We start from the raw sequence: 26,490 nt of genomic DNA on the forward strand, positions 1-26,490 counted from the left end.
CAGACCCGGGCCCCGGGGGCGGAGGAAGAGAACAATGCAGGTCGGAGCCGGCTCTTGAGGATTCTGCACACGTCGGACTGGCACCTGGGGCGGTCGTTCCACCGGGTCTCCCTGCTCGAAGCCCAGGCCGCCTACCTGGACCACCTCGTGGCGACGGTGCGCGACCACGACGTGGACGCGGTCCTCGTCGCGGGTGATGTGTACGACAGGGCCGTTCCTCCCCTGTCCGCGGTCGAGCTCTTCGACGACGCGCTGCACCGGCTCGCCGCCGCCGGTGTGCCCACCGTGATGATCTCCGGGAACCACGACTCGGCACGCAGGCTGGGCGTCGGCGCAGGACTGATCGGGAGGGCCGGAATCCATCTGCGTACCGATCCCGCCCACTGCGCCACCCCTGTCGTCCTGAGCGACGCACACGGCGATGTGGCGTTCTACGGGCTGCCGTACCTGGAACCGGCCCTGGTGAAGGATGTCTTCAAGGCGGAGCGCGCCGGGCACGAGGCGGTGCTGACCGCGGCCATGGACCGGGTCCGCGCCGACCTCGCGAGCCGCCCCGGAGCCACCAGGTCCGTGGTGCTCGCCCACGCCTTCGTCGCGGGCGGCGAGCCCAGTGACAGTGAACGCGACATCACCGTCGGCGGGGTGGCCGCCGTGCCCGCCGGAGTCTTCGACGGCGTCGACTATGTCGCGCTCGGGCACCTGCACGGCTGTCAGACGGTCACCGACCGGGTCCGCTACTCGGGCTCGCCGCTCGCGTACTCCTTCTCCGAGGTCGCCCACCGCAAGACAATGTGGCTGATCGACCTCGACGCCTCGGGCACGATCGCCGCCGAGCGCATCGACTGTCCGGTGCCCCGTCCGCTCGCCAGGCTCCGCGGCCGCCTCGACACCCTCGTCGACGACCCCACGCTGGAACGGCACCGGGAGTCCTGGGTGGAGGCCACCCTCACCGACCCGGTGCGTCCGGTCGAGCCGATGGCCCGCCTCGTCGAGCGGTTCCCGCACACACTCAGCCTCGTCTTCGAACCCGACCGGGCCCCCGACGACCCGCTCGCCTCGTACGCACAGCGTCTCAAGGGGCGCGACGACCAGCAGATCGCGGAGGACTTCGTGGCGCATGTGCGCGGCGGGTCCGCAGCGGACGAGCAGGAGCGCACGGTACTGCGCGGCGCACTCGACCACGTACGGGTGGACGACGGCGTGCGCGAGGTGAACCGTTGAGACTCCACCGGCTCACCCTCACCGCCTTCGGACCGTTCGGTGTCACCCAGGACATCGACTTCGACGCCCTCTCCTCGGCCGGGATCTTTCTGCTGCACGGGCCGACCGGAGCCGGTAAGACCTCGGTCCTGGACGCCGTCTGCTACGGCCTCTACGGCGCTGTGCCCGGCGCCCGCCAGAGCCCCGGCACCTCGCTGCGCAGCGACCACGCCCCCGCGGACCTCCCCACCGAGGTCAAGCTGGAACTGACCGTCGGCGGCCGACGCCTCGAAGTCACCCGGCGCCCCGCACAGCCCCGCCCCAAGAAGAAGGGCAGCGGCTTCACGACGGAGAAGGCCCAGAGCTGGCTGCGTGCATACGATCCCGACGACGGCTGGCAGCCGCTGAGCCGCTCGCACCAGGAGATCGGCGAGGAGATCACCCAGCTCATCGGCATGAGCCGGGACCAGTTCTGCCAGGTGGTCCTGCTGCCGCAGGGCGACTTCGCGCGCTTTCTGCGTGCCGATGCCGAGGCGCGCGGCAAACTGCTCGGCAGGCTCTTCGACACCCGCCGTTTCGCCGCCGTCGAGGAACGCCTGGCCGAACTGCGCCGCACCGCCGAGGCGCAGGTGCGGACCGGTGACGAACGCGTCCTCGCGGTCGCCCAGCGGATCGCCCAGGCCGGCGGTCCGGCCGCCCGTGAATCGCCGCTGCCCGACATCCAGCCCGGCGAGCCGGGGCTCGCCGACGGCGTGCTGGCGTGGGCCGCCGCAGCCCGTAGCGCCGCCCTCGAACGGCTCGACATCGCCGCGTCCGTGCTGACCACGGCCGACGACCGGCGGACGGCCGCCCGACTGACCCTCGACGCCGAACGCGAACTCGCCGGACTCCAGCGGCGGTACGAGGAGACGCAGCGCCGCGCCACCGCACTCGAAGCAGACCGCCCCGACCACGACCGGCACCGGGAACGGCTCGCGCAGGCCCGCGCCGCCGACCTCGTGGCCCCCGCACTGGAGCTGCGCGACGAGGCCGAGCGCGGCTACCGCACGGTCCGCGAAGCCCGTGACCGCGCCCGTGCGCTGCTGCCCGACACCCTGGCCGACGCCGGTGCCGAACACCTGGCGGAGCTGGAGCGAAAGCTCAGGCAGGAGCTCGGCGGGCTCGACGCCGCACAGCGCGCCGAGCGGCGCTGCGCGGAGATCGAGGCCGAGCGGGCCGGACTGGAGCGCCAGGCCCGCGCGGACGACGAACTGATCCACGAGGCGAAGGGCTGGCTGGCCGACTGGGAATCCGTCCGGCACGGCCTGCGAGCACGCATCGAGGAGGCCCAGGAGGCGGCGACCCGCGCCGAACACCTCGCCGGCCGCCTGGAGCCGGCCCGCGCACGACTGGATGCCGCTCGCCGCCGAGACGCGCTCGCCGTCGAGGCGTCGGCCGCCGCCGAGCGGCTGGCCGTGGCCCGTGAGCGGGCCGCAGGCGCCCACGAGTCGTGGCTGGAGCTGCGCGAACGACGACTGCGCGACATCGCCGCGGAGCTGGCCGCCGAGCTGGTCGACGGCGAGGACTGCAAGGTCTGCGGCTCGGCCGACCACCCCAGGCCCGCACGCGCGGCCGACGGCCATGTCGACCGGGCGACCGAGGAAAGGGCCCTGAACGCCTACCGGTGGGCCGAGGAGGCGCGCACGGAGGCGGACCGGGAGCTGGGGGTCGTACGCGAGAAGCACATCGCGGCCCGCGCCGCCGCACAGTCCGTGGTGCCGAAGCCCAGGGACGGCGCCGACGCCGCAGAGCCCGCCCGGATCGCTGCTGCCGGTTCTGTGGCGTCCGGGGCGGTCGACGACGGTGCGGCCCGTGGCGAGCAGTCCCCTCCGACTTCCGCCACCGATCACGCCACCGACCCCACGGTCGTCGAGCTCGGCACCCTGGTCGATGACCTGACGCTTCGTCATGCCCAGGCGCACCGGAAGGCCGCCGGTATGCACGCGGCGCGTGAGGCCCTCGCGGTCGCCGAACGGGAACAGTCCGAGCGTCTTGAGGGTCTGCGGTCGGCCGAGCGCCGGGCCGCGGCCCGCATCTCTCTGCGCGAAGGCCTGGACCGTGAACAGGCTTCACTGGAGGCGGAATTGGTGAACGCCCGAGGTGACTTCGGCAGCGTCGCCGAACATGCCGCCCTGCTGGAGCGCCGGGTCGCTCTGCTGGCCGAGGCCGCCGAGGCGGTACGCGAGGAGGAGACGGCCGCCCTGCGCCGCAAGGAGGCGGACGGCCGGCTCGCGGACGCCGCGTTCCGGGCCGGGTTCGCCACCCCGCAGGCCGCCGCCGCGAGCCTCCTCACCGATACCGAGCAGCGCGAACTCCAGCGTCTGGTCGACGCCTGGCAGTCCGAGTCGGCCGCCGTGGCCGACCGGCTCGCCGAGACCGCGACCCGTACCGCCGCGCAGAGCCCCCCGGCCGCGGTGGATGTCGCCGCGGCCGCCTACGACACGGCCGAGCGGCTGCTGCGGGACGCCTCGGCGGCGCTGGCCGCCGCACGCGAGCGCTGCGCCGAGCTCGGCAGACTGTCGCGCGTCGCCGCGGACGAGGTGCGCGGACTCGGCCCGCTGCGCGAGGAGTACGACCGGGTCGCACGGCTGGCCGGGCTCACCGCAGGTACGTCCGCGGACAACGGACGCAAGATGCGGCTGGAGTCGTACGTGCTCGCGGCCCGGCTCGAACAGGTCGCCGCAGCCGCCACCGCACGGCTGCAACGGATGTCGTCCGGCCGCTACACGCTGGTCCACTCCGACGCCCGCACCGGCGGCCGCAGATCGGGCCTCGGCCTGCATGTCGTCGACGCCTGGACAGGACGCGAGCGCGACACGGCGACGCTCTCGGGCGGCGAGACCTTCTTCGCCTCGCTCGCCCTCGCGCTCGGCCTCGCCGATGTCGTCACCGACGAGGCGGGCGGCGTACGGCTGGACACCCTGTTCATCGACGAGGGCTTCGGCAGCCTGGACGACCAGACCCTCGACGAGGTCCTCGACGTACTGGACTCGCTGCGCGAGCGGGACCGCAGCGTCGGCATCGTCAGCCATGTCGCGGATCTGCGCCGCCGCATCCCCGCTCAGCTCGAAGTGGTGAAGGAGCGGCACGGATCGGCGGTACGGCACCACACACCGGGGGCGGTCAGCGGCTGATGGCACGCCGGGGGAGCGGGGAGGAACAGACGACGCTCGTGGTCACGGAGCCGAGCGCGCCGATCCTCCCCGAGACCTCCTCCAGATGACGCATCGAGCGGGCGGTGACCTTCAGCACGAAGCAGTCGTCACCGGTGACGTGGTGGGCCTCCACGATCTCCGGAGTCGTATCGAGCAGATCGTGGAACGGCTTGTAATTGCCGTTCGGGTAGCGCAGCCGTACGAGCGGGAGAATCGCCAGCCCCAGTCGTTCCGGGTCGACCACCGCGGTGTAGCCGCTGATCACCCCGGCCTCCTCCAGTCTGCGCACCCGCTCGGTGACGGCGCTCGGGGACATCGCCACCTCCCGCGCCAGCTCGGCGAATGTCGCACGGCCCGCGCGCTGCAGGACATCGAGGATGCGCCAGTCCGTCGAGTCCGGGGAATAGTCGGTCACGCCTGAAGACAACAGGGAAATCATCGGAGGATCAAGAGTTGTGCCGGGGATCTCATCTTCCGGGGAAGGGGCGCCGACCATAGATTTCTGAGCATGACAACGCAGCCCACCACCGCGGCCAACCCTGTCCTCCGTGTCCCGCCGGCCTCCCGGCCGCGGCGGCCGCCCGCTTCGGTGCCTCGCTCGCCTTTCACGCCGATGTCTCCGACGTCGAGGCCGCGCTCTCGGCCGACGGCGACCCCGGCTTCGTACTCCTCGACTCGCGCTCCACCGCCTCCTGGGACCAGGGGCACGTACCCGGCGCCGTCCATCTGCCGACCGCCCTCGTCCCCGAACAGGCCCGGAACCTTCTCGACCCGGCCGTGCCCGTGGTCACCTACTGCTGGGGCCCCGGTTGCAACGGCGCGGCGCGTGCCGCACTCGCGCTCGCCGAACTCGGCTACCAGGTCAAGGAGGTGCTCGGCGGCTTCGAGTACTGGGTTCGGGAGGGCTTCGAGTTCGAGACCTGGGACGGACATGAGCGGCGTGACGCCGACCCGCTCACCGCGCCGGTCGACTCCGGTGACTGTGGCTGCTGACCGGCCGGGCCGGGAGAGTGCCCCCTCCCCGCCCGCTCCCGTCCGGGCGTTCCGTGGCGGGCGGACGCGAGTGCGGGAGGGGCGGGGAGGCGGCAGGAGCGGCGGTCAGAGCCTGGACAGTTCGTCCACGAGGTCGTCGAGCCCGAGCGGCCCCTGCGACAGCGCGGCCATGTGCCAGGCCTTGGCGTCGAACGCGTCACCGTGTGCCTTGCGGGCGTTCTCCCGCCCGAGGAGCCAGGCGCGTTCGCCCAGCTTGTAGCCGATGGCCTGCCCCGGCATCGAGAGATAGCGGGTGAGCTCGCTCTCCACGAAGTCGGCCGGACGGCCGCTGTGGTTGCCGAAGAACTCCTGGGCGAGGTCCGGGGTCCACCGCTCACCGGGGTGGAAGGGGGAGTCCTCGGGGATCTCCATCCCGGTGTGCATGCCGATGTCCACGATCACCCGGCAGGCCCGCATCATCTGTGCGTCCAGATAGCCGAGCCGGCGCTCGGCGTCCGGCAGGAAGCCCAGCTCGTCCATGAGCCGCTCCGCATACAGCGCCCAGCCTTCCAGGTTGGCGCTGACACCGCCGATCGACGCCTGGTAGCGGGAGAGGCTGTCCGCGACATGAGTCCACTGGGCGATCTGCAGGTGGTGGCCCGGCACGCCCTCGTGGTACCAGGTGGAGACCAGGTCGTACACCGGGAAGCGGGTCTCTCCCATGGTGGGCAGCCAGGTGCGGCCGGGACGCGAGAAGTCCTCGGACGGCCCCGTGTAGTAGGGGGCCGCGGCGCCGCCCGGCGGGGCGATGCGGGACTCCACCTTCCGTACCCTTTCGGCGAGTTCGAAGTGCGTTCCGTCGAGCGCCTCGATCGCCTCGTCCATCAGACTCTGCAGCCAGACCTGGACCTCGTCGACCCCCTCGATGTGCTTGCCGTGCACATCGAGATGGGCCAGTGCCTCCCAGGGGCCGGCGCCGGGCAGAACCTTCTCGGCCTCGGTCCTCATTTCGGCGAGCAGCCGGTGGTACTCGGACCAGCCGTACGCGTATGCCTCGTCGAGATCCAGGTCGGTGCCGTTGAAGTAGCGCGACCAGCGCGCGTACCGCTCACGGCCCACCGTGTCCGGAGCGCCCTCGACCGCGGGGGCGTACACCTCGCGCATCCAGTCGCGCAGCGCCGCGACGGACTCGGATGCCCGACGGGCGGCGTCGTCCAGATCGTCACGCCGAGCGGCAGGGCCGGCGGACGCGAATTCCCGGAAGAAGCCCGTTCCGTCCGTGGCGGCCCACTCGTCGAGCTGGTCGATGAAGGTGGCGGTGGCCCGGGGCCCGCCGTACAGCCGGCGTTCCAGACCGAGCGCGAGCGACTCGCGGTAGCCCTCCAGCGCGGCCGGAACGGCGCGCAGCCGGTCCACGACCGCCGCCCAGTCCTCGTCGGTCTCGGTGGGCGTCACCGTGAACACCTCGCGGACGCTGTGTGCCGGGGAGGAGATGTTGGAGACCGCGCGCAGCCCCTCGTCGGCCTCGTGGACGGCGAGTTCCGCCGTGAGGCGCTCGCGCAGGAGGCGTCCGCAGCGGCGCTCGGCATCGCTGTCCGCGCCGGGCAGCCGCTCGGCGGCGTCGAGCTTCGCCAGGGTGGTGCGGGCGAGTTCGGCCACCGCGTCCTGCCCGGAGGGGGAGAAGTCGGGAAGGCGGCGCGAGCTCTCCGTGACACCGAGATAGGTGCCGGCGATCGGGTCGAGTTCGATGAACGCGTCGACGTAGGCGTCGGCGACTTGGCGGGGCAGCGCGCTGCTGGGAATGTCTGACATGCGGACATCCTCGTACGGCGGAGGCCTCCGCGTCACCATCATCCTGGCTCAGGGGCCTGTCCCGGCCGGTCCGACGGTCGGGGGCAGCAGCGGCCCGCACTCCCACTGCTGGAATATCAGGCGGGTCTCGACCCGGGCCACTTCGCGGCGTGAGGTGAATTCGTCCAGCACCAGTCGCTGCAGATCCGCGGTGTCGGTGACCGCGACATGGACCAGGTAGTCGTCCGGCCCGGTGAGATGGAAGAGCGCGCGGGACTCGGGCAGCGACCTGATGCGCTCGACGAACGGACCGATGAGCTCTCTGCGGTGCGGACGGACCTGTACGGAGAGCAGCGCCTCCAGACCGCGGCCGAGCCGCGCCGGGTCCAGACGCAGTTGTTGGCCGAGAATGACGCCGGAGCGGCGCAGCCTGGCCACCCGGTCCAGGCACGTCGACGGCGCGACACCGACCTCGGCGGCCAGTTCGCGATAACTGGTCCGGGCATCGTTCTGCAGCAGCCGCAGAATGTGCAGGTCCACCGGGTCGAGAGCGACGGAATCGGCCATCTGTCGAACGTAGCACGGGACATGTGCACACAGTCCCGGTGTTTGTTCAGAGTTGTGTCATGGACACTGAAGCCTCGACGGCGCCCCGGACGACATCCCGGTCCAGGGCGCTGGCCACCGAAGCCGTGCACGCGGGCCGCGACGATCTCGCGGCGCTCGGCCTGCACGCCCCGCCGATCGACCTGTCCACCACGTACCCCTCCTACGACTCCAGGGGCGAGGCCGAGCGGATCGACACCTTCGCCGCCACCGGCGCCAGCCTCGAAGGCCCGCCCGTCTACGCGCGGCTGGACAATCCGACGACCGCCCGTTTCGAGACCGCGCTCGCGCGGCTCGAAGGGACCGAGAGCGCCGTGTCGTTCGCCAGCGGAATGGCGGCACTCACCGCCGTCCTGCTGGTCCGGGCGAGCATGGGACTGCGCCACGTGGTGGCCGTCCGTCCGCTCTACGGCTGCAGTGATCACCTTCTAGGCACCGGTCTGCTGGGCACCGAAGTGACCTGGACCGACCCGGCGGGCATCGCGGAGGCAATCCGTCCGGACACCGGGCTGGTCATGGTGGAGACGCCCGCCAATCCGACACTCGCCGAGGCCGACATCCGTGCCGTCGCGCACTCCTGCGGCTCCGTGCCGCTGCTCGTCGACAACACCTTCGCCACGCCCGTACTCCAGCGCCCTGTCGAGCACGGCGCACGGATCGTGCTGCACAGCGCCACCAAGTACCTCGGCGGGCACGGCGATGTGATGGGCGGCGTCGTCGCCTGTGACGAGCAGTTCGCGGCCGGGCTGCGGCAGGTGCGCTTCGCCACCGGCGGGGTGCTGCACCCGATGGCGGGGTATCTGCTGCTGCGCGGCCTCGCCACACTTCCGGTACGGGTGCGGGCCGCTTCCGCGAGCGCCGCCGAACTGTCGCGCAGACTGACGGCCGATCCGCGCATCGCCCGGGTGCACTATCCGAAGCTGGGCGGCGCGATGGTCTCGTTCGAGACGTACGGGGATCCGCACCGGGTGATCTCGGCCGTACGGCTCATCACGCCCGCGGTCAGCCTCGGAAGTGTCGACACCCTGATCCAGCATCCGGCCTCCATCAGCCACCGCATTGTGGACGAGGGGGACCGGCAGGCATCCGGGGTCGGGGACCGGCTGCTGCGCATGTCGGTGGGTCTGGAGGACGTCGAGGACCTGTGGGCCGACCTGTGCCAGGCGCTGAGCTGACGGCAGGAGCGGCGTCGAGGGAGGGGCAGGTCGTGGGGCCCCGGGGTTCGTGGCCCCGGGGTCGGAGCCGCCGGAGCGGAATTCCCGCGTCGGGGGGTCAGCGACCGGCCTGTTCGTACGGTGGCAGCGAACGGATCGGAGTCGCGTCCAGGCGGGCGGTGACGACCAGCGTGCCCTCCTCGATCTGGTAGTCCAGCGGCAGGGACAGCGCACGCATGGCCGCGACCATGCCGGTGTTGGACGCCTGGGTGACGGCATACACGCTCTCGCAGCCCGCCTCGATGGCGAGCGTCACCAGACGGCCGAGGAGCTCGGAGCCGATCCCGCGGCGCTGCCACTCGTCCTCCACGAGGAGAGCGACCTCGGTCTCGTCGCCGTCCCAGAGGAGGTGGCCGAGGGCGACCAGCCGGCCGGAGCCGGTCTTCACGCCCAGGGTGCGGCCGAAACGGGGACTCAGCAGGTGGTCGAGGTAGCGGTCCGCGTCGTGGACGGGGCCGTGATAGCGCATCCGCAGCGTCTGCTCGGAGCAGCGGTCGTGCATGGCCCGCGCTGCTGCGAGATCGCCGCGATCCGCCCGGCGCACGGTGATCTCTTCGCCCTCGGGGAGGGTCAGCACGTGCTCGCCGCGTGGCACGCGGGGACCGAGCCGGGCGTCCAGCTCCACCAGGGCGCGGGCCCGGGCGAATTCGGTCGGGGTGAACGGAAGGTAGGGCCGCTCGACGGTGATGGTGCCTCCGGACGGGTCGCGCAGCCGCATCACCGTCTCCTCCAGCATGCCCTCGACGGGTGCCGTCTCACCGGTGGAGCGGCCTGTGACCGAGACGGCGGGCAGCGAGTGGATGGTGCAGCGGCCCAGCAGCTGACGCAGGGCGAGGGGGAGTTCGGCCGCGTCCAGGGCTGTGCGCGTGGCGAGGCTCAGGATACGGGTGGGGGCGTCCACCAGGTCGTGCGCGTCGGCCCGCTCGATCCACGTCGAGCCACCCCCCGCGGCGGAGATCGCCCGACGCAGCTGCTGGGCCTGCAGCGGGGCAGGGGCACGCAGCAGAAACTCGTCGACCGTGCCCTGCGCCAGTGGGTGCGTCTGCAGGGTGAGGATGTCGACCCGGTGCCGGGCCAGCGCTGTGCACAGCGCGGCCAGACTGCCCGGGGCGTCCCGCACGGTGGTACGCATCCGCCACAGCACCGTGTCCTCGGGGGACCGGGCCGGGCCGGCGGCGGTGGGTGGGGTCGTAAGCCTGCCCGCGGCGGGGTCGATGTGCTGGGACGGGGCCGGGCCGGCGATGTCCGTGGTGGGGTCGCTGGTGGTCGGAGGCGGAGCGTGGCTGTGCCGCCGCGCCCACCAGGTGTGGAAAGCGGCTGTCACGGCCAGGGCCACGGCCGAGGCGATCAGGAGGTACGGTCCGCCCGGCTGGTGCCCGATCAGGTTGGCGATCGCGTCGGCCACCGCGACCGCGGTGAACAGCGCGGCGAGTTCGGTCACGTCCCGCCGCCAGTGGTGGGAGCGGCGGGCGGACTTGGCGGATGTCACATCAGTCATGCCATCACTGTGACCCAGCGGTGTTGCCTGGCCGCGAACGCTCTGTGACTGATGGGTTAAGTGTGGATCTGGACCTCTATTGCCGGTTTTGGCGGATTATTGTCTTGATCGATTCTGGATCGGCCGGTAAGGCAGGTCCTGCTGCCCTGGGCCGGGGCCGGGCTGTGAGGTGGGGTATGGCGGCTTCCTCCCGGGCCCGGGGCGGTGAGCGAGGCCCGCGTATCCCAGGGTCGGAGTGGGGCAGCTGCCGTCCGTTGGGCGCGCTGCGAGGAGCAGCGCGCCCGGACGACAACCATCGGTCGGGACGGCGCTGGTCCGACCCGGTCCGGTCCGCGCCGGTCCGACCCTGTCCCATACGGGCGTCACTCATCGGCCCCGGACATGCCCCTGCGGGTTACGCCACGATGTCCTCGCCGGTCACATCGATCGCGGCGGTCCCTGTCGGTCCGGAGTCCGGCGTTCCCGACCCCGTCGGCGCGGAGGCCATCGGTCCGGAGCCTGTCGGTTCGGCTGCCTGCTCCCAGGCCGTCTTCAGGCGCATCGCTTGTCGCACCAGCTGCGAGGATCCGCCACGCGCCACCACTTCGGTGAGGCCGGGTATCGGCTCCGAGTTCACCTGACCACAGTGCTCCACGCACTCGGCGGCGACGGAGAGCAGGTCGCTCAGTCCGCGAGGCGCCTTCTCCTGAGCGAGCAGCCCCGGCAGGACGGGGGCCAGTACGGAGAGCACCATCCGGTATGCCCCGGTGACCGCCGCGGTACGGGCGGAGTCCGCGAGCCGGTTGGGCTTCACCAGTCTGTGGTCGAGGAGGATCGCCAGGTTCTGGCCGACTGATGCCGCGTCCAGCCGGTCCTGGGCCGCGAGCATCAGCAGGGCGTCCACCGCCGACAACCGGTCCTCCGGATGACGGGCCCCCAGCCCGTATGCCACGGACAGATGGATGGCCTCGGGGGCGGCCGACCCGCCGAGTTCGACCAGTCCGGGCAACGGTTCGGCGGTGCCGCGCAATTCGTCCGTCGCACAGGTCGCAGTGGTCGGCAGCAGCCACGCTGCCAGCGTTTCGCCGTCCTCGGGCAGCGTGGCGAGCCATGTACCCGAGCGGTCGCCCCAGTGGTGGCAGAGGCGGTGGTCCGGTGAATGCGGATGGCCGAGCCAGTGGAAGGAAAGGGGGAACTCCTGCTGGATGACAGGGTGTTCCTCGCTCGCCACCAGGACGCGCCGCGTCCAGTCGGTCGGTTCCCGCAGCGGCCAGCCTCGTGTCGAGGTACTGCCCTTGTCCAGATCGAAGCGGAACACCCGCGCGAGCGGCTCGTCGCTCCGCAGCCAGGCGGCCAGCCGGTCACCCTCCGAGGTGCCCAGGAGGGCCGCAGCCGCTGCGGCCTCGTGCTGACCGCTGCGCCGTACGCGCAGCAGGGCCTGGGCGAAGTCGGCTTCCCCGGGCCGGATCCCGAGCCGCTGGTAGGTGTGCAGTCGCTCGACGAGCACGGCAGGGTCGATCGAGCCCGTGTGCCACGTCGGGAAGGCGAGCAGAAACGGTGCGGTGCCGCTCAGTACAGCGTCGGCGGCCTCCCACAGCCGAGCCCTCATCACTCCCGTGAGTGCGGCGTGGACACAGGTCCCGGTGCCCGTCCACGCGGCACGCCCGTCGTGCACGGCCTGTGTCGGTACCCGCCCGAGCAGGACGGCCACGACGAGCTCGATTCCCGCCTCCGAACGGAGCCACCGCTCCACCCGTGACTGCGATTCGTCGCCGAGCCACCACTGTCCTGCCAGCGCTTCACGCAACGCGTCGGCCAGTGCCTGCCGGTCGGCGCGGGCATGGCGGACCAACCCGTCCAGCGCCCGCTCGAACGCGGTGCTCTCCTGCGATGCGGATCTCGCGAGGACCACCACCTCCTCGACGAGCTCGGGCAGCGTTGTCGGCGCCGGTTCGAGACGTTGCGGAGCGGGGACGGGCGGCAGGACCTCCTCGTACGGCTCCGCGGCCGACCGTTCGTCCAGCAGATCGCCGAACACCTCCGCCGCCGCCGTGCGGTGCGCCGGACCCAACAACGATGCGGACAGGGCGATTTCTTCGCGCACCGCATCGGCGACGGCGGGCAGGTGGCGTGCTACGAGTTTGAGCGACCGCTCCTGGACGTCGATGTCCTCGTGCCCGAAGGCCTCGGCGACGACGGGCAGCAGTTCCTCGGCCGCCGACGGATCGCTTCGCAGCACCTTGCCGATCAGCACGAGCTGGGCCCGGACCAGCTTCTTCTCGGAACGGAACAGCACCGAACCGGAGACATCCGCCAGTGTCCGTACAGGTAGTTCGCCCCGCTCATTCAGCCGGGCGAGCACTCCCTGGGCATGACCGGCCACGGTGGAGATCCCGTCAGCGGCCATTCCGATCCAGTCCGCGATCCTTTCGGTCTCCTCCCGCGCGGTCAGCGCGAGCCGACGGAGCACCGTCAGGAAGAAACGCAGGTCGCCGGGCTTTCCGCCGCGCAGCAGCCGGGTCACACAACTGTCGACGAGGCCCCGCCGCTCCAGCAGACCCTCGTCCGCCAGGACGGCCAGCGTCTGGGGCCAGTGGCATGGGTCGTCGGGCTGCTCGTACCAGGTCACCTGCGGCGGCAGCTCCGTCAGCTCGAAGAGCCGAGGGATGAGAACAGTCAGATGCGGGTCGGTACGGAGGCGATCGATGAGGGCTCGTGTACCGCGTCGTCGCCATCGTACGGTCGAGACCGTCTCGGCCCAGCCCCGCACGAAGCCGTCCGTGGTGGGCACGGGGCACTGCGCGACCTTCACCAGTTCGTCGATGAGTTCGTACGTCGTCTCCGCCGTCGCCGGACGCGCCGCCAGCCGGTGTGCGACGTCACCGAGCCAGGCGGGGTCACGGTCCGCCAGGACTTCGAGGACCAGAGGGTACGGGGACCGTGTCCAGCCCAGCAGGTCCCGGCCGCCGATCCAGGTCGCGCAGCTCGCAGCGCCCGTGTGACAGCCCGCGCCGGCGATCAGCAGAGCCTTCCGGATCCTCTCCTGCTCGTGCCACTGCCAGGTCCGCGCCTCCTTGCGGAGTGCCTTCAACTCCGCCAGCGCCGCACGTCGTTCGGCTGCGTCGAGTCGGGCCAGCAGGGCCGGTACGTCCTTCTTGCGCCCTTCCCGTACGGCGGTGAGCAGCTCCTTCATCGCGCACCTCCGGCAACCGGCGCACCGCGGCGGACCATCCGGACGGCAAGCGCGTGTTTGCACGGGCCCCTGAGCCCGCGGTAGTCGACCCACCATGGGCAGGTGCAGCTCAGCACCCCGTCCTTCTCCCTCACCTGGTACCGGAGTTCCGTCGAGGTCACGGTCGCCACGTCCCCGTCGAGTACGACGGCGCCCGAGCCGGCCAGCTGCCGGGCCGCCACCAGCCGCGGATTGTGCCGCTCGGCCCGGTCGGCGTCGTACGGCAGCTCGCGGTGGAAGTACGTCGCGTCGGCGAGGTCGTAGCCGACCCGGCCCGCCGTCCCCAGCCGGGTGAGCGCGGCCCGCACCCGCTGCATCGTCAGGCCCGACTGTTCCGCGAGATCGGCGGGTTCGATCCGCGGCTCCCAGGCCAGGAGCACGGACACCAGCTCGGCGTCGGCCGCGGCATCGTCGGTGGCCAACGCGTCGAGCACCCCGCCCTCGCCGGAGAACCCCCGCGAGGCATCGGGCGAGAGCGTCAGGGTGAGCCGCATACCGGGGAGCACCGCCTCCCAGGCGCTCGCCGTCGCCGCACCGTCGGCCACGGGCCCGTACACCCGCAGCGCCGTCGCATGACGCAACACTCGTTGCAGTGCCACCAACCGCTCGGGGCCCGGCAGACACACCGCACCCGCGACCGGTCGGGTCGTCGGCCGCAACGTCTTGCCGACGGGAACGACCCACCGAGCGCCCCGCGAGGCATTCCCCGACGAGCGAGGCAGGGTGCGCAGGAACCGCACGGCCTCCGCGGCCGGCAGTTCGGCCCGCAGATCGAAACCGGCTGACACCACCTGCGCCTCGGCGAAGCCACGGAGCCATCGGTCGGGCAAGGGCACCTTCTTCTCCACGACCGGACCGTCCGTGGTCGTGACCGCCAACTCGTCCGGCCCCACGCGCATATGCAGTGGATCGTCTCCCGCTATCCGCGAAAGTGCCTCCCGGAGTGGGTTGTTGACGTCCACATTCGTCGTGCCATGACCCGTCCGCGCGCCGTCCAAACCGCCCTGGAGCACATCGAGGCGGGCGTACACGCCGCAGCAGCCGGAGAAGGACTCGAAGCGCAACCGGTCGCCGTTGCCCGTCACCACCGGGTCGAGCGAGGCGGGCAGGGTGCGCTGGTAGTAGCGCGTGGATGCCACGTCCGCCACCGCCAGCAGACCGCGCGCGGCGATCCTCGGTGAGGTGAGGAACCCGGAGAAGAACCGGGGGCGGGTCTCGTTGCCCCGAGGCGTGAGGCCACCGGCTGTCTCCAGACCGAGGAGGTGCCCGGCCTGCGAGGATGCCAGCGCGGAGGGGCGTGAGTAGGCCAAGGCCTGAACGGATCGGGTCATGCAAGAACCGTAGAACCCACCACTGACAATCGGCCCCGGCCCACTGCGCGGGGCCGATTGCCGGTGAGTCGGTTCACTGCCCGACGCGTCCCGGCTGCAACACCTTGCTGAACAGAACGGAACCGCCCTGGGCCCGCAGCCGGACAGTCAACTCGCCGCTGTCGCCGTCGATGTCGACCTCGCCGAAGAACTGCGGAGACTCCATCGGCGACACGTTCGCGCGGTCGGGTGCCCGCACGAAGACCTGGTCGGGACCGAACGTCGCATCGAGTGCGTTGGCGGGGAACTGGCCGGCCGCAAGCGGTCCGGACACGAACTCCCAGAACGGCGCGAAGTCCTTGAACGCCGCACGCTCGGGCTCGTAGTGCTGCGCCGATGTGTAGTGCACATCGGCCGTCAGCCAGACCGTGCCGGTGATCCGCCGGTGCTTGATGTGGCGGAGCAGTTCAGCGATCTGGAGTTCACGGCCGAGCGGCGCTCCGGGATCGCCCTGGGCAACCGCTTCGAAGTCCGTGGCGCCGTCGGTGACCACCAGTCCGAGCGGCATGTCCGCCGCGATCACCTTCCACACCGCGCGGGACCGGGACAGCTCGTGCTTGAGCCAGCGGAGCTGCTGGGCACCGAGGATGCCGGTGGTGTCGTCGGGCTGCCGGCCAGGGGAGTTGGCGTTCCGGAAGGACCGCATGTCGAGGACGAACACGTCGAGCAGCGGTCCGTGCCGCACCACGCGGTGCACCCGGCCCTCGTCCGACGAGGCACGCAGCGTGGACACCGGGAAGTACTCGCGGAATGCCCGCATCGACCGGGCCGCCAGCACGTCGACGTCCTTCTCGGTGTAGCGGGGGTCGTCGAGGATCTGCCCGGGATACCAGTTGTTGCGCACCTCGTGGTCGTCCCACTGAACGATCGAGGGCACCTGCGCGTTGAACTCGCGGAGGTTGTGGTCGAGCAGGTTGTAGCGGAAGTTTCCGCGGTACTCGGCAAGGGTCTCGGCGACCTTCGACTTCTCCTGCGTGGTGACATTGCGCCAGACACGCCCGTCGGGCAGGGGCACGCTCGGCTCGATCACCCCGTCCGCGTAGATGTTGTCACCACTGCACAGAAAGAAGTCCGGGTCCAGGCGTCGCATCTCGTCGTACACCACATAGCCGCCGATGTCCGGGTTGATGCCCCAGCCCTGACCGGCGAGGTCGCCGGACCACAGGAAACGCACTCCGTCCCGGCGCCGGGCGGGCGCGGTCCGGAACGTTCCGTACACCGGCTCGCCGGTGCGGCGGGGGTCTTCAGGGTCGCAGAGCGTCACCCGGTAGTGCACCTGCTCACCCGGTGGCAGCCCGTACAGCGCTGTCGTCCCGGTGAAGTCCGTGCCGGAGCCGACCAGCGGACCGTGCCATGTGCGGGCCCGCCGGAAGGACTCCGTCGCCGATGTCTCCACGACCATCCGGGCCGGACGGTCCGATCGGACCCAGACCAGCGCGGACGACGCGGTGACATCGCCCACCTGCACGCCCCATCCCGCGCGCGGCCTGCCGGACAGCGCGAAGGCGGGGGCCGCGGCGCCCACCGCGGGGAGCGTGAGCGCCGCCGACGCGACGAGTGAACCGCGCAGCACACCGCGGCGGTCGAGGGACGGAATACGCGGACGGTACGACATCGAGGCGCCTCCGGGGCAGTGGACAGCGGACGAACGGGTGGCTGGTCGACCGCTCCCACCCTTGTGCCCGTCGGCGGCGCGCACACCAACCTCAGATGAACACCCGGCCCCGGCCCTCACCGATGTCCGGTCCGTTTCTCGTATCGCTGAGCCGCTGCCAGCAACTGCACACCCTGCGTGATGTCCTGAGGGGCCAGATGCGCGTAGCCGAGAACCAGGCCCACCGTCCGGTCCGTGGAGGGTACGGTGCCGAAGTCGCCCAGTGGCCGCAGGGCCACTCCCGCCGCGGCCGCGCGCGCCATGAACACCGGCTCGGGGCCGTACCGTTCGGGCAGTCGGGCGATGATGTGCAGACCGGCGGCGATCCCGCTCACCTCGGTGCCGGGGAAGTGCTCAGCCAGCGCCGAGGTCAGCGTGTCGCGCCGCCCACGGTAGGTGCGCTGGCAGTGGCGCAGCTGCCGGTCGTAGCCGCCCCGGCTGATGAAGTCGGCCAGGACTGCCTGGTCGACGGCCGGATTGCCGAGATCCATCGTGCGTTTGCGGGCGACGATCTCGTCGGTCATCCTCGCCGGGGCGAGCAGCCAGCCCAGCCGCAGTCCGGGGGCGAGCGATTTGCTCACCGAACCGGTGTACGCGACATGCTCCGGGTCGAGACCCTGCAACGCACCGACGGGCGCGCGGTCATAGCGGAAGTCGCCGTCGTAGTCGTCCTCGACCACCAGCCCGTCCGTGGCGCGTGCCCAGTCCAGAAGCCTGCTGCGACAGGCTGCGGAGTAGACGATTCCGGTAGGGAACTGGTGCGCCGGAGTGGTCATGACGGCGCGCACGCCCGAACGTACGAGGGACTCGGCAGCCAGCCCTTCGTCGTCGAGCGGTAGTCCGGTGGTGGCGATTCCGGCGGCGGCGAACAGCGCGGCGTGCTCGGGGCTCCCGGGATCCTCGACGCCGACGGTACGTATCCCCCGCCCGTGCAGCACAAATCCGAGCAGAGTCGTCGCCTGCGCCACGCCGGAGCACACCACCAGACGCTCCGGATCGGCCACCACTCCCCGGCGCCTGACAAGCAGTGCGGCCAGGGCCTCTCGCAGTTCGGGCAGCCCACGCGGATCGGGGTAGCCGAGTGCGCTGTGCGGAAGCCGGCCGAGCACCGAGCGGTACGTGGCGGCCCAGGCGCTGCGCGGAAACAGCGAAAGATCCGGCGTGCCGGGCCGGAAATCCGCACGAGCGCCCGGGGCACGAGGAGCCAGATCGCGCGCCCCCGGTGTGGCGGCCCGGACCGCCCCGCTCACCCACGTGCCCGCACCCCGTCCGCTGCGCAGATACCCCTCCGCCGTGAGCTGCTCGTACGCCTCGGTGACCAGCCCCCGCGACACCCGCAGATCGGCGGCGAGGGCACGGCTGGACGGCAGCCGCGTACCCGGAACAAGACGGCCGGAGCGTACGGCCTCGCGCAGAGCCGACTGGAGTGCGCGGCCGCGTCGACGGGCCGGGGCCGCGGCAGCCGGAAGCAGCAACTCCCAGGCAGCGGACACGGGCTCGCCGGACTCCACGCCGTCCGATGGCGAACTGGTCCCCGAAGATGTCATGAAAGTGGACCTTAAACCGGACCGTCCGGCTGCCTACCGTCGGCTCCATGAACGCCACTTCCCTGCGCGGGGCGCTCCTCGCGGCCGTCGCCTGCATCCTCGTGGGCGCCTCCTTCACCGCCAACAGCGTGCTCGGCGACTACCCGTACGCGGGCGGGCAGGCACTGCGCTACGGCCTGGCCGCGCTGCTGTTCCTGCCGCTGGTGGCTCGCGACGGGCAGCTCCGGCCGACCGCCGCGCTGCGCAGCCTCACCCTGCGCGAGTGGGGACGGCTCGCGCTGCTGGCAGCCGTCGGCATGGTCGGTTTCAACCTGGCCGTACTCGGTGCGGAACGATCCGCGGAACCCGCCGTTCCGGGGGTGTTCGTCGGATGCGCCCCGATCCTCGTCGCCGTTCTCGTACCGCTGCTGGACGGCCGCCGGCCGATGCGCGCGGTCCTGTATGCGGCCGCGCTCGTTGCCACCGGGGCCTTCGCCGTTCAAGGGTGGGGCCGTACGGATCCGGCGGGCATCCTCTGTTCGGCCGGCGCGCTGGCGGGCGAGGTCGGCTTCGCCGTCCTCGCCGTACCCGTGCTGCGCCCGCTGGGACCGAAACTGCTGTCGGCCACGGTCTGCGGCGTCGCCACCGTGGAGTCCGTGCTGCTCGGTGTGCTGCTAGACGGCGGAGCCGTTCTGCGGATGCCCACACCTGGCGAGGCCGTGGCGCTGCTCTGGCAGGCAGCCGTGGTCACCGTTGCCGGCTTCGTCTGCTGGTACATGGGCATGCAGCGCATCGGCGCCGAACGGGCCACACTCTTCTCCGGCCTGATCCCGGTCTCCGCCGCGCTCACCGCACCGCTCGTCGGCACCGGTTCGTACGGGATCCCGCAGGCCGGCGGCAGCCTTCTGGTCGGGCTGGGTGTGGTGCTCGGCTCGGGCATCCTGCCGCTGCGCGGCGCGGCGCGGGGTGCCGGCTCAGTGGCCGGTGTCGAGAATGACGCGCGCCACCAGCGCCGGATCATCGTTCATCGGAACATGTCCGCAACCGGGCAGCCGCACCAGCCGGGCACCGGGAATGGCGTGCTTGGCCCTGCTTCCCTGGCGACGCAGCAGCAGCCGGTCGCGGCTGCCCCGGGCGACGGTGACGCGCAGCCCCGGCACGTCGTCGGTGAACGTGACACTCCGCCCGACGGCAAGCGTCTGGTGGAAACCGGTCGCCTCGCGCAGGGCGATGGTCTCCGCGACAACGGCACCGGGTGAACGGCGACCGGGCCGGGCGTAGATGGTGCTGGTCAGGGCCGCACGTCCGGCCGCACTGAGTGCGAGCCGTTCGATCACAGGCAACGGCATCGACAGTGCGCCCTGCCGCATGGCCCGCAGCGTTCCGAATGCATAGCGGCGTTCGCCCTCCGTCCAGAAACCGGCGGGCGACAGGGCCGTCACCGACCGCACGAGCTTCTCCCTGCCCAGCTCCAGGGCCAGCAGCCCGCCGAGCGAATTGCCCGCGACGTGGGGCCGGTCCAGGCCGGCGGACTCGCAGAACGCACCGAGCACGGGGACCACGCTCGCCAGATCGTACGGAACACCGTCGGGCAGCCCCGGGGAAGCGCCGAAGCCCGGTAGATCCACGGCAACCACATCCCGTTCCGCGGTGAGGGCGGACAGCACAGGATCCCAGGCCTGACGGTGGTGCCCGATCCCGTGCAGCAGGAGCAACGGCTCTCCGGAGCCGCTCCGTTCGTACGCCACGGACACGGTGCGGGGCCCCCGCGACGAGTCGACGCTGAACGAGACCGTGGTGGCCATGCTGGTGCTCCCGGGGTGGTCCGGCATGAATGAGCCATGCCTGAGGGCGACTTAGACGTCTCGTCAATAACAATTACCGTTCGGTAGCTTGCAGTTCATGGGGTTCGGGATTCGCGCTGGACACGGTGTGACGCGTCGGCTGGGATGGAGGGGTGACAGCCGACACCGCGACCGACGTCTTCGAGCTTCACCGTCCCGTGCTCATCGGCGTCGCCTATCGCATGCTGGGCGGGATCGCCGACGCCGAGGACGTGGTGCAGGAGGCCTGGTTGCGCTGGTCGTCCGCCTCGCGCGAGGACGTACGGGAACCGCGCGCCTTTCTCGTGCGGGTCGTCACCCGGCTTGCCATCGACCGACTGCGGCAGGTGCGGTCGCGGCGTGAGTCGTACGTCGGCCCGTGGCTTCCGGAGCCCCTTGTCACCGACTTCGGCCCGGCCGTTCCCGATACCGCGGAACAGGCCGTTCTCGCAGACTCCGTCTCGGTCGCCGTGCTGGTCGTTCTCGAATCGCTGTCACCGTTGGAACGGGCCGTCTTCGTCCTGCGCGAGGCCTTCGGCTTCCCCTACGCCGAGATCGCCGCCGCGCTGGGTCGGTCCGAGGCTGCGGTGCGCCAGCTCGCGGGACGTGCGCGGCGCCACGTCGATGAGCGCAAACCGCGTTACGACGTCGACCCGGCCCGGCGCCGTGACCTCACGGAGCGGTTCCTCGCCGCGGCGGCGGGGGGCGACATCCAGGAGCTGCTGGCACTGCTGGCGCCCGATGTGCGGCTCGTCGGGGACAGCGGCGGAAAGTCCAAGGCGCCGCTGCGGATCATCGAGAGTGCCGACAAGGTCGGCCGCTTCCTGTTCGCGGTCGCCCACGGTCGGATCCCGGACCCCGGCTTCCGGTTCCTGGAGCTCAATGGCGGGCCGGGCCTTCTGATGCTCTCGGGTGGAAAGCCCGACTCCGTCTTCCAGGTGGACATCAGGAACGGGCTCATTCAATCCGTATATATCGTGCGCAACCCCGACAAACTGATCGGCCTGGCCGCAGAGTAGCCACCATCCCCGTCCCTCCGTCGCGCTCGCAATCGACGCGACTTCCTCCGGTTCGCCCGGCAGGAACACCTTGCCGGCCCTGCCCGGAGTCCCGCTGCCCGTCCGATCGTGACGCGTTGTGCTGCGGCCGGCTCACGGAACCACGAACGTCCTGTGAACGCTGTGCGGCAGAGGTCCGTTTCGCTGCGTGACCGATGGAGGATTGGTCTTGACCAAGGGGGTGTCCCGTCCTATGGTCTCAACGTTAAGACAGGAACCTTTAATAAATAACGTCGCGGAATAGCCGCTGGGCGATTGCGGAGGACAGGGTGGGGACCACGCAGCTGGAAACGGTGCAGGAGCCGAAGTACTGGCACCTCAAGACCGTGCTCAGTGAGGCACTCGACTCGGACTTTGCGGTGGGCGAGATCCTGCCCAACGAGCGCGAGCTCGCCGCCCGGTTCGGAGTCGCCCGAGCCACGCTCCGGCAGGCTCTGGAGCAGCTCGAACTCGAAGGCAGGCTCCAGCGTCGCCGCGGCGTCGGGACCACCGTCGCCCCGCCGCGCGTCGGCGTCGCGGTCTCCACGGCACAACGGGACTGGTCCGGTGGCGGCGCCGGCGAGGCATGGCAGCCGGTGGACTGCACGACGGCGGTCGCACCGGCGTCCGTGGCGGCGGCACTCGACGTGGAGCCCGACGAGCCGGTGCACATCGTCCGCCGGATCCGGGTCACTCACGGACAGGCCGTCGCGGCGGAACTCCTGTACGTCCCGTCGGCGTCCGTGCCCGACCTCTCCGCGATCGACGCCCCCTCCGGCCCTGCCCGCGCCCGCAGCGTCCTGCGCGAACTGCACCGTCTCGGACTCGACGGCCAGGACCGTTCGGTGGAACTCGGATCGGCGCGCGTGGACGACGCGAAGGAGCTGGACCGGCTTCCCGGCGCCCCCGTTCTCGTCGTCACCACCCGCTACCTCGCGGCCGGTGGTACGGCGGCACTCTCCGTCGCCACCTACCGCGCCGACACGTGCCGACTCACGTTCGGCGATTCGGGCGACCTGGAGATCAGCCATCACGACGAGGAGCGACAGGCCTCCTGAACCCTGTCGGCTCCACGGCCCGTGATGTACACACGGCCCGTCGCACTCAGCGGCGGGCCGTCACCGTTCCCTCCACCGCGAAGAGCTGCTCCTCGACATGGTCGAGAGCCAGCCGCAGGGCGCCCGTGGCCACCGCCGCCTCGCCGAGCAGCGAGAGGGTGACCCGCGGCGGCCGAAGACAGTACCGGGCCAGCTCAAGGCGGAGCGGGTCCAGGACACCGTCCAACCCCGCGGCCCAACCGCCGATCACCACCAGCTCCGGGTCCAGCGCCAGTACCAGCGCCGCGACATCGTGCACCAGACGCTGGATGAACCGCTCGACCGCTGCCTGCGCCCGGACATCGCCGTGCCGGGCCTTCGCGAACACGGCGGCGACCGCGGGCTCGTCCAACGGGTCCAATGGCGTGTCCGTCGTCGACAGAAGCTTCTCCGGCGTCGCCTCGCGGCCGAGGAGATGCAGCGCGCCGATCTCACCGGCCGCGCCGCCGAAACCGCGGTACAGCCGCCCGCCGATCAGCGATCCGGCGCCCGGACTCAGTCCCGCCAGGACGAACACGATGTCGTCGGACTCGGTGGCCGCCCCCTTCCAGTGCTCCGCGACCGCCGCGGCATTGGCGTCGTTCTCCACGAGGACGGGGCAGCGAAAGGAGCGCCTGAGCCGCTCACCCAGCGCCAGACCCGTCCAGCCCGGCAGCGCCGTGCCCAGCCGTACGGTTCCGTCGGCTTCCACGATGCCCGGGCTGCCGGCCCCGACCGCGCGCAGACTGCTCCGGGCCACGCCGGTCCGCCGCAGAACCTCGGCGACCACGGCCCTGACCTTGTCGAGACGGTCGTCGGCGCAGGCCGTCTCCGAAACCTCGCGGGAGCCCGCCCCGATGATTCGGCCGTCCAGCCCCGACAGCAGCGCCGAGATCCGGTGCGGACCGATCTCGATGCCGAGCAGGTGCCCGGCCTCGGCACGGAACCGGAACCGACGGGCCGGCCGCCCCTGGCGTCGCGTCCCACCCTCGTCGGGCAGCGACTCCACGACCAGTCCGGCCTCGACGAGCCCCTCCATGACCCCCTCGACCGTCGGCCGGGACAGACCGGTGATCCGGGTCAGGTCCGTCAGGGTGGGGGAGTCGGCGCCCCGGAGGGCATGCAGTACCACCGCGGAATTGATCCGTCGCAGCAGCGACGGATCCCCACCGGTCAGCCGGCCCACGGTGTGTCCTCCCAGCTCGTGCGCATGTCAGGCGGATGGTACTCGCTGCCCGGGTGCAGGGCGACTGTGGGCGGCAACGGGTATGTGGAGGCGGCGGTGATCAGCCCGGAGCGACGAAGCCGGACTCGTACGCGGCGATCACCGCTTGCGTGCGATCCCTCGCACCCAACTTGGCGAGTACGGCGCTGACATGCGTCTTCACCGTCTCGACACCGATCACGAGCTTCGCGGCGATCTCCGCGTTCGACAGTCCGCGGGCCATCAACCGCAGCACGGCAGCCTCCCGCTCGGTGAGCGAAGCCCGTTCCATGACTGCCCGTGCCTTGCTCGTTCCGTACTCCGCGGCCAGTTGCCGGACAGCCGCCGGGAACAACAACGACTCGCCCTCCGCGACCAGTCGCACCGCATGCACGATCTCGGCGGGCCGGGCACGTTTGAGGAGAAAGCCGTCCGCTCCGGCCCGGAGTGCCTCGTAGACGTACTCATCGTTCTCGAAGGTGGTGACCACCAGGATCTTCGGTGGATCCGGTACGGTCCGCAGCACCACCCGGGTCGCCTCGATGCCGTCCATCAGCGGCATCCTGACGTCCATGGCCACCACATCGGGGCGTAGCCGGCGCAGCAAGGGAATCACCGCGGCACCGTCGCCCGCCTCGCCCACCACCTCGATATCGGGCTGGGCTTCGAGCACCGCGCGCAGCCCCGCGCGGACGAGAGGTTCGTCGTCGACCAGAAGAACGGTAACCGGCATCTGGTCAGCCTATAAGGGCCGGCACTCACGCCCGGACGGGCGGACGACGACAGCTGCGGCTCCTGCCGCGATGTCGGGCCGCCCGAACACACACCGGTACGAGGACGATCCCTTCGCATGCGTCCGACGGCGCGCGCGGATCCGTCAGGGACTACGGGACACCCCTCGTCCCGTTCAGTGGAAGGCTCGCATGAACCCTCCATTCGCCTTTGTGCGGACCCGACTTGGCTTTTCCGCCCAGCAGCGCGGCGCGCTCACGGATGCCCCGCAACCCACTGCCACCCCCTGGCGTACTCGTCGATGCAGTGATCGGATTGGTCACCTCCAGCTCCAGCCGTCCGTGCGCGACGCTGATCCGTACACGAACGGGTACGGCCCCGGAGTGACGCAGCACGTTGGTGAGGGATTCCTGAAGGATGCGATACCCCTCACGGGAGATCGCTCCGGGAACCTGCTCCAGCGGACCGGACACGTCCGCATCGATCTCCGTCCCCGAACCACGCGCGGAGTCCAGGAGCCGGTCGGCTTCGGTGAGCGTCGGCCGCTGGCCCACCGGGGTTCCCGACTCTCGCAGCACCCGCAGAACCCGCTCCAGATCGTCGAGCGCGTCCCTGCCGGTCTCCTCGATCGCGGTCAGAGCCCGCTCGGTGAACTCCGGGTCGTGAGCCGCCCGGGCCGCACCCGCCTGCACGACTGCGACAGTCAACGCGTGCCCGATCGAGTCGTGCAGCTCGCGCGCGATGCGATTGCGCTCCAGCAGCTGTTCGGTGCGCTCCTCCAGAGCGGTCAACCGCTGCACCGGTGAGGGGCCGAGGAGCCGGCGAGCGGTCGCGGTGATCAGCTCGCCGCACGCCGCGACCATGGCCAACAGCACCACTATGGGCAGGGGCGCGAGCAGCGCGTACCACCAGTGCGGCTGCACTCCGCGGACCAGCCATTGGCCGCTCGCTCCGGCCCCGGAGGCGGAGAGGACGAGATCGACCGTGGTTGCCGGCAGCCACACCGTCGCCGACCCCACGACCGCGGCGAGCACCAGTCGTATCTCCAGCCACAGCACGGTTCGCCATCGATCCGCCCAGGTGGTTGCGGCGGTTGCGGAGATTGCGGCATCGGGCCTGCCCCGTTCCTCGGGCGTGAGCAGGAGTTGGGCCTGAACACCTTCCGCCAGTCGCATGCCGGGCAGCAACCCCACCGGCACGGCGAAGACCATGGGCACCCACGGTGAGTCCATGGAGATGAAGAGCCACACGCTGTAGACCGCTGCCGGAACGAGGAGATGCAGCCACCGGGTGTAGGTGACGGAGGAGCTCAACGGGCGGAGGAAGCGGAACATGCTGCCATCGTGTCAGCCCGCGCGGGACCGGCGGCTCCCCCGTGCGGGGGAGGGGATCCACACCACCGAGGGATGCCGGGCACCCGGCGAGGCCGCGAGGCTGAGGACATGACCAGCATCGACGTCCATGAACTCACGAAGGATTACGGCACGACCCGCGCCGTGGACAGCCTCACGTTCAGTGTGCGCCCCGGTCGGGTCACCGGCTTCCTCGGCCCCAACGGCGCCGGCAAGTCGACCACCATGCGACTCGTCCTCGGCCTGGACCGGCCCACCGGTGGCACGGCCACGATCGATGGAAAGCCCTACGCGACGCTGGACGAGCCGCTGCGTCGCGTCGGCGCCCTGCTCGACGCACAGGCTGCCCACGGCTCGCGTACCGCGCGGAACCACTTGCTGGCTCTCGCGGTCAGCAACGGGATGGGTGTGCGCAGAGTCGAGGAAGTTCTGGAGGAGGCGGGCCTCGGCCAGGTTGCGGGAGCGCGCATCAAGACGTTCTCCCTCGGCATGCGACAGCGGCTGGGCATAGCGGCCGCCCTCCTCGGGGACCCCGAGGTCGTGATGCTCGACGAACCGTCCAACGGCCTGGATCCGGAAGGCATCATCTGGATCCGCGAGCTGCTGAAGCGGCTGGCCCGCGAGGGCCGCACGGTCCTGGTGTCCAGCCATCTGATGAACGAGACGTCGTCGTTCGCCGACCACCTGGTGGTTCTCGGCAGGGGCAGGCTCCTGGCCGATCTGCCGATGCAGGAGTTCCTGGACGCGCGCAGCAGGCCCCGGGTGCGCGTGCGTACGACCGAATCCATTCGGCTGCGCGATGTCCTGGTCCGCAAAGGATATGAGCCTGTGCAGGGTGAGGACGGGTGTTGGACCGTCGAAGGCGCGAAGGCCGGGGAGATCGGTGCGACAGCCGCTGTCGAAGGGATCGCCATCCTTGAACTCAGCGACGAACGGACCACGTTGGAGCAGGCATACCTCGACCTCACCGCCGACGCCATGGATTTCGTGTCCGTGGTGAACCCGTCCCACAACCGTCAGGAGTCGTGAC

The 26,490-nt window shown here is 71.1% G+C and carries 18 protein-coding genes and 2 pseudogenes; 8 read left to right on the forward strand and 12 right to left on the reverse strand.

What is annotated here, in order from left to right:
* The first annotated feature begins 54 nt into the window (after positions 1-54).
* Positions 55-1,221, forward strand: coding sequence for an exonuclease SbcCD subunit D (locus tag ACIOHC_RS20115; RefSeq protein ID WP_401843355.1), 1,167 nt, complete (start codon positions 55-57; stop codon positions 1,219-1,221).
* On the forward strand, positions 1,218-4,373 hold the full coding sequence (locus ACIOHC_RS20120) for an AAA family ATPase (protein WP_401843357.1): 3,156 nt from the start codon (positions 1,218-1,220) through the stop codon (positions 4,371-4,373). The genes ACIOHC_RS20115 and ACIOHC_RS20120 overlap by 4 nt, the downstream gene beginning before the upstream one ends.
* Here the strand turns inward: ACIOHC_RS20120 and ACIOHC_RS20125 are convergent.
* Positions 4,363-4,809 carry an Lrp/AsnC family transcriptional regulator gene (locus ACIOHC_RS20125; RefSeq protein WP_389636913.1) on the reverse strand — a complete coding sequence of 149 codons (447 nt, stop codon included), beginning with the start codon at positions 4,807-4,809 and terminating at the stop codon, positions 4,363-4,365. The genes ACIOHC_RS20120 and ACIOHC_RS20125 overlap by 11 nt on opposite strands.
* A gap of 93 nt (positions 4,810-4,902) precedes the next feature.
* Between ACIOHC_RS20125 and ACIOHC_RS20130 the strand changes: the two are divergent.
* A pseudogene (locus ACIOHC_RS20130) lies at positions 4,903-5,387 on the forward strand (rhodanese-like domain-containing protein).
* 105 nt (positions 5,388-5,492) lie between these two features.
* Here the strand turns inward: ACIOHC_RS20130 and ACIOHC_RS20135 are convergent.
* Both ACIOHC_RS20135 and ACIOHC_RS20140 read right to left on the reverse strand, forming a co-directional pair.
* Positions 5,493-7,178, reverse strand: a complete 1,686-nt coding sequence (locus tag ACIOHC_RS20135; protein WP_389636912.1) for a DUF885 domain-containing protein — start codon at positions 7,176-7,178, stop codon at positions 5,493-5,495.
* Positions 7,179-7,226: 48 nt separating this feature from the next.
* A complete protein-coding gene (locus ACIOHC_RS20140; RefSeq protein ID WP_351077595.1) occupies positions 7,227-7,724 on the reverse strand; it encodes an Lrp/AsnC family transcriptional regulator in 498 nt (165 codons plus the stop codon).
* A gap of 59 nt (positions 7,725-7,783) precedes the next feature.
* Between ACIOHC_RS20140 and ACIOHC_RS20145 the strand changes: the two genes are divergently transcribed.
* Complete coding sequence (locus ACIOHC_RS20145; protein WP_351077598.1) at positions 7,784-8,938, forward strand: PLP-dependent transferase; 1,155 nt, start codon at positions 7,784-7,786, stop codon at positions 8,936-8,938.
* Positions 8,939-9,035: 97 nt separating this feature from the next.
* Here the strand turns inward: ACIOHC_RS20145 and ACIOHC_RS20150 are convergent, their stop codons facing one another.
* From ACIOHC_RS20150 to ACIOHC_RS20170, 5 genes are all read right to left on the reverse strand, one after another.
* Positions 9,036-10,475, reverse strand: coding sequence for a GNAT family N-acetyltransferase (locus ACIOHC_RS20150; RefSeq protein ID WP_351077600.1), 1,440 nt, complete (start codon positions 10,473-10,475; stop codon positions 9,036-9,038).
* A gap of 394 nt (positions 10,476-10,869) precedes the next feature.
* The gene (locus ACIOHC_RS20155; protein ID WP_401843360.1) at positions 10,870-13,647 is read right to left on the reverse strand and encodes a DUF6493 family protein; all 2,778 of its coding nucleotides are present in this window, start codon (positions 13,645-13,647) and stop codon (positions 10,870-10,872) included.
* Positions 13,644-15,017 carry an SWIM zinc finger family protein gene (locus ACIOHC_RS20160; RefSeq protein WP_365692162.1) on the reverse strand — a complete coding sequence of 458 codons (1,374 nt, stop codon included), beginning with the start codon at positions 15,015-15,017 and terminating at the stop codon, positions 13,644-13,646. Before ACIOHC_RS20160 ends, ACIOHC_RS20155 begins: the two co-directional genes overlap by 4 nt.
* Positions 15,018-15,090: 73 nt before the next feature.
* A complete protein-coding gene (locus tag ACIOHC_RS20165) occupies positions 15,091-16,671 on the reverse strand; it encodes an alkaline phosphatase D family protein (RefSeq protein WP_365692164.1) in 1,581 nt (526 codons plus the stop codon).
* 116 nt (positions 16,672-16,787) lie between these two features.
* Positions 16,788-18,257, reverse strand: a complete 1,470-nt coding sequence (locus ACIOHC_RS20170) for a PLP-dependent aminotransferase family protein (protein WP_365692166.1) — start codon at positions 18,255-18,257, stop codon at positions 16,788-16,790.
* Positions 18,258-18,304: 47 nt separating this feature from the next.
* Here ACIOHC_RS20170 and ACIOHC_RS20175 point away from each other — a divergent pair.
* Positions 18,305-19,153, forward strand: a pseudogene (locus ACIOHC_RS20175) (DMT family transporter); the annotation flags it as partial.
* Positions 19,154-19,210: 57 nt separating this feature from the next.
* On the opposite strand, the gene ACIOHC_RS20180 reads toward ACIOHC_RS20175, so the two are convergent.
* A complete protein-coding gene (locus ACIOHC_RS20180) occupies positions 19,211-20,041 on the reverse strand; it encodes an alpha/beta fold hydrolase (protein ID WP_351077610.1) in 831 nt (276 codons plus the stop codon).
* Positions 20,042-20,193: 152 nt separating this feature from the next.
* Between ACIOHC_RS20180 and ACIOHC_RS20185 the strand changes: the two genes are divergently transcribed.
* Complete coding sequence (locus tag ACIOHC_RS20185) at positions 20,194-21,078, forward strand: RNA polymerase sigma-70 factor (RefSeq protein ID WP_401843362.1); 885 nt, start codon at positions 20,194-20,196, stop codon at positions 21,076-21,078.
* A 308-nt stretch (positions 21,079-21,386) separates the two neighbouring features.
* On the forward strand, positions 21,387-22,154 hold the full coding sequence (locus ACIOHC_RS20190; RefSeq protein WP_351077615.1) for a GntR family transcriptional regulator: 768 nt from the start codon (positions 21,387-21,389) through the stop codon (positions 22,152-22,154).
* Between the two features lie 46 nt (positions 22,155-22,200).
* Here ACIOHC_RS20190 and ACIOHC_RS20195 read toward each other — a convergent pair whose 3' ends face one another.
* The 3 genes from ACIOHC_RS20195 to ACIOHC_RS20205 all read right to left on the reverse strand — a co-directional run bounded on the left by ACIOHC_RS20195 (position 22,201) and on the right by ACIOHC_RS20205 (position 25,442).
* A complete protein-coding gene (locus ACIOHC_RS20195; RefSeq protein WP_351077617.1) occupies positions 22,201-23,358 on the reverse strand; it encodes an ROK family transcriptional regulator in 1,158 nt (385 codons plus the stop codon).
* A gap of 100 nt (positions 23,359-23,458) precedes the next feature.
* Positions 23,459-24,109, reverse strand: coding sequence for a response regulator transcription factor (locus tag ACIOHC_RS20200; RefSeq protein WP_351077620.1), 651 nt, complete (start codon positions 24,107-24,109; stop codon positions 23,459-23,461).
* A gap of 151 nt (positions 24,110-24,260) precedes the next feature.
* Positions 24,261-25,442, reverse strand: a complete 1,182-nt coding sequence (locus ACIOHC_RS20205; protein WP_351077622.1) for a histidine kinase — start codon at positions 25,440-25,442, stop codon at positions 24,261-24,263.
* 108 nt (positions 25,443-25,550) lie between these two features.
* Between ACIOHC_RS20205 and ACIOHC_RS20210 the strand changes: the two genes are divergently transcribed.
* A complete protein-coding gene (locus ACIOHC_RS20210; protein WP_401843365.1) occupies positions 25,551-26,489 on the forward strand; it encodes an ABC transporter ATP-binding protein in 939 nt (312 codons plus the stop codon).
* Position 26,490 lies beyond the last annotated feature (1 nt).

Origin of the sequence: Streptomyces sp. NPDC088252, from assembly GCF_044740965.1 — a bacterium.
In the GTDB taxonomy this organism is placed as follows: Bacteria; Actinomycetota; Actinomycetes; order Streptomycetales; family Streptomycetaceae; genus Streptomyces.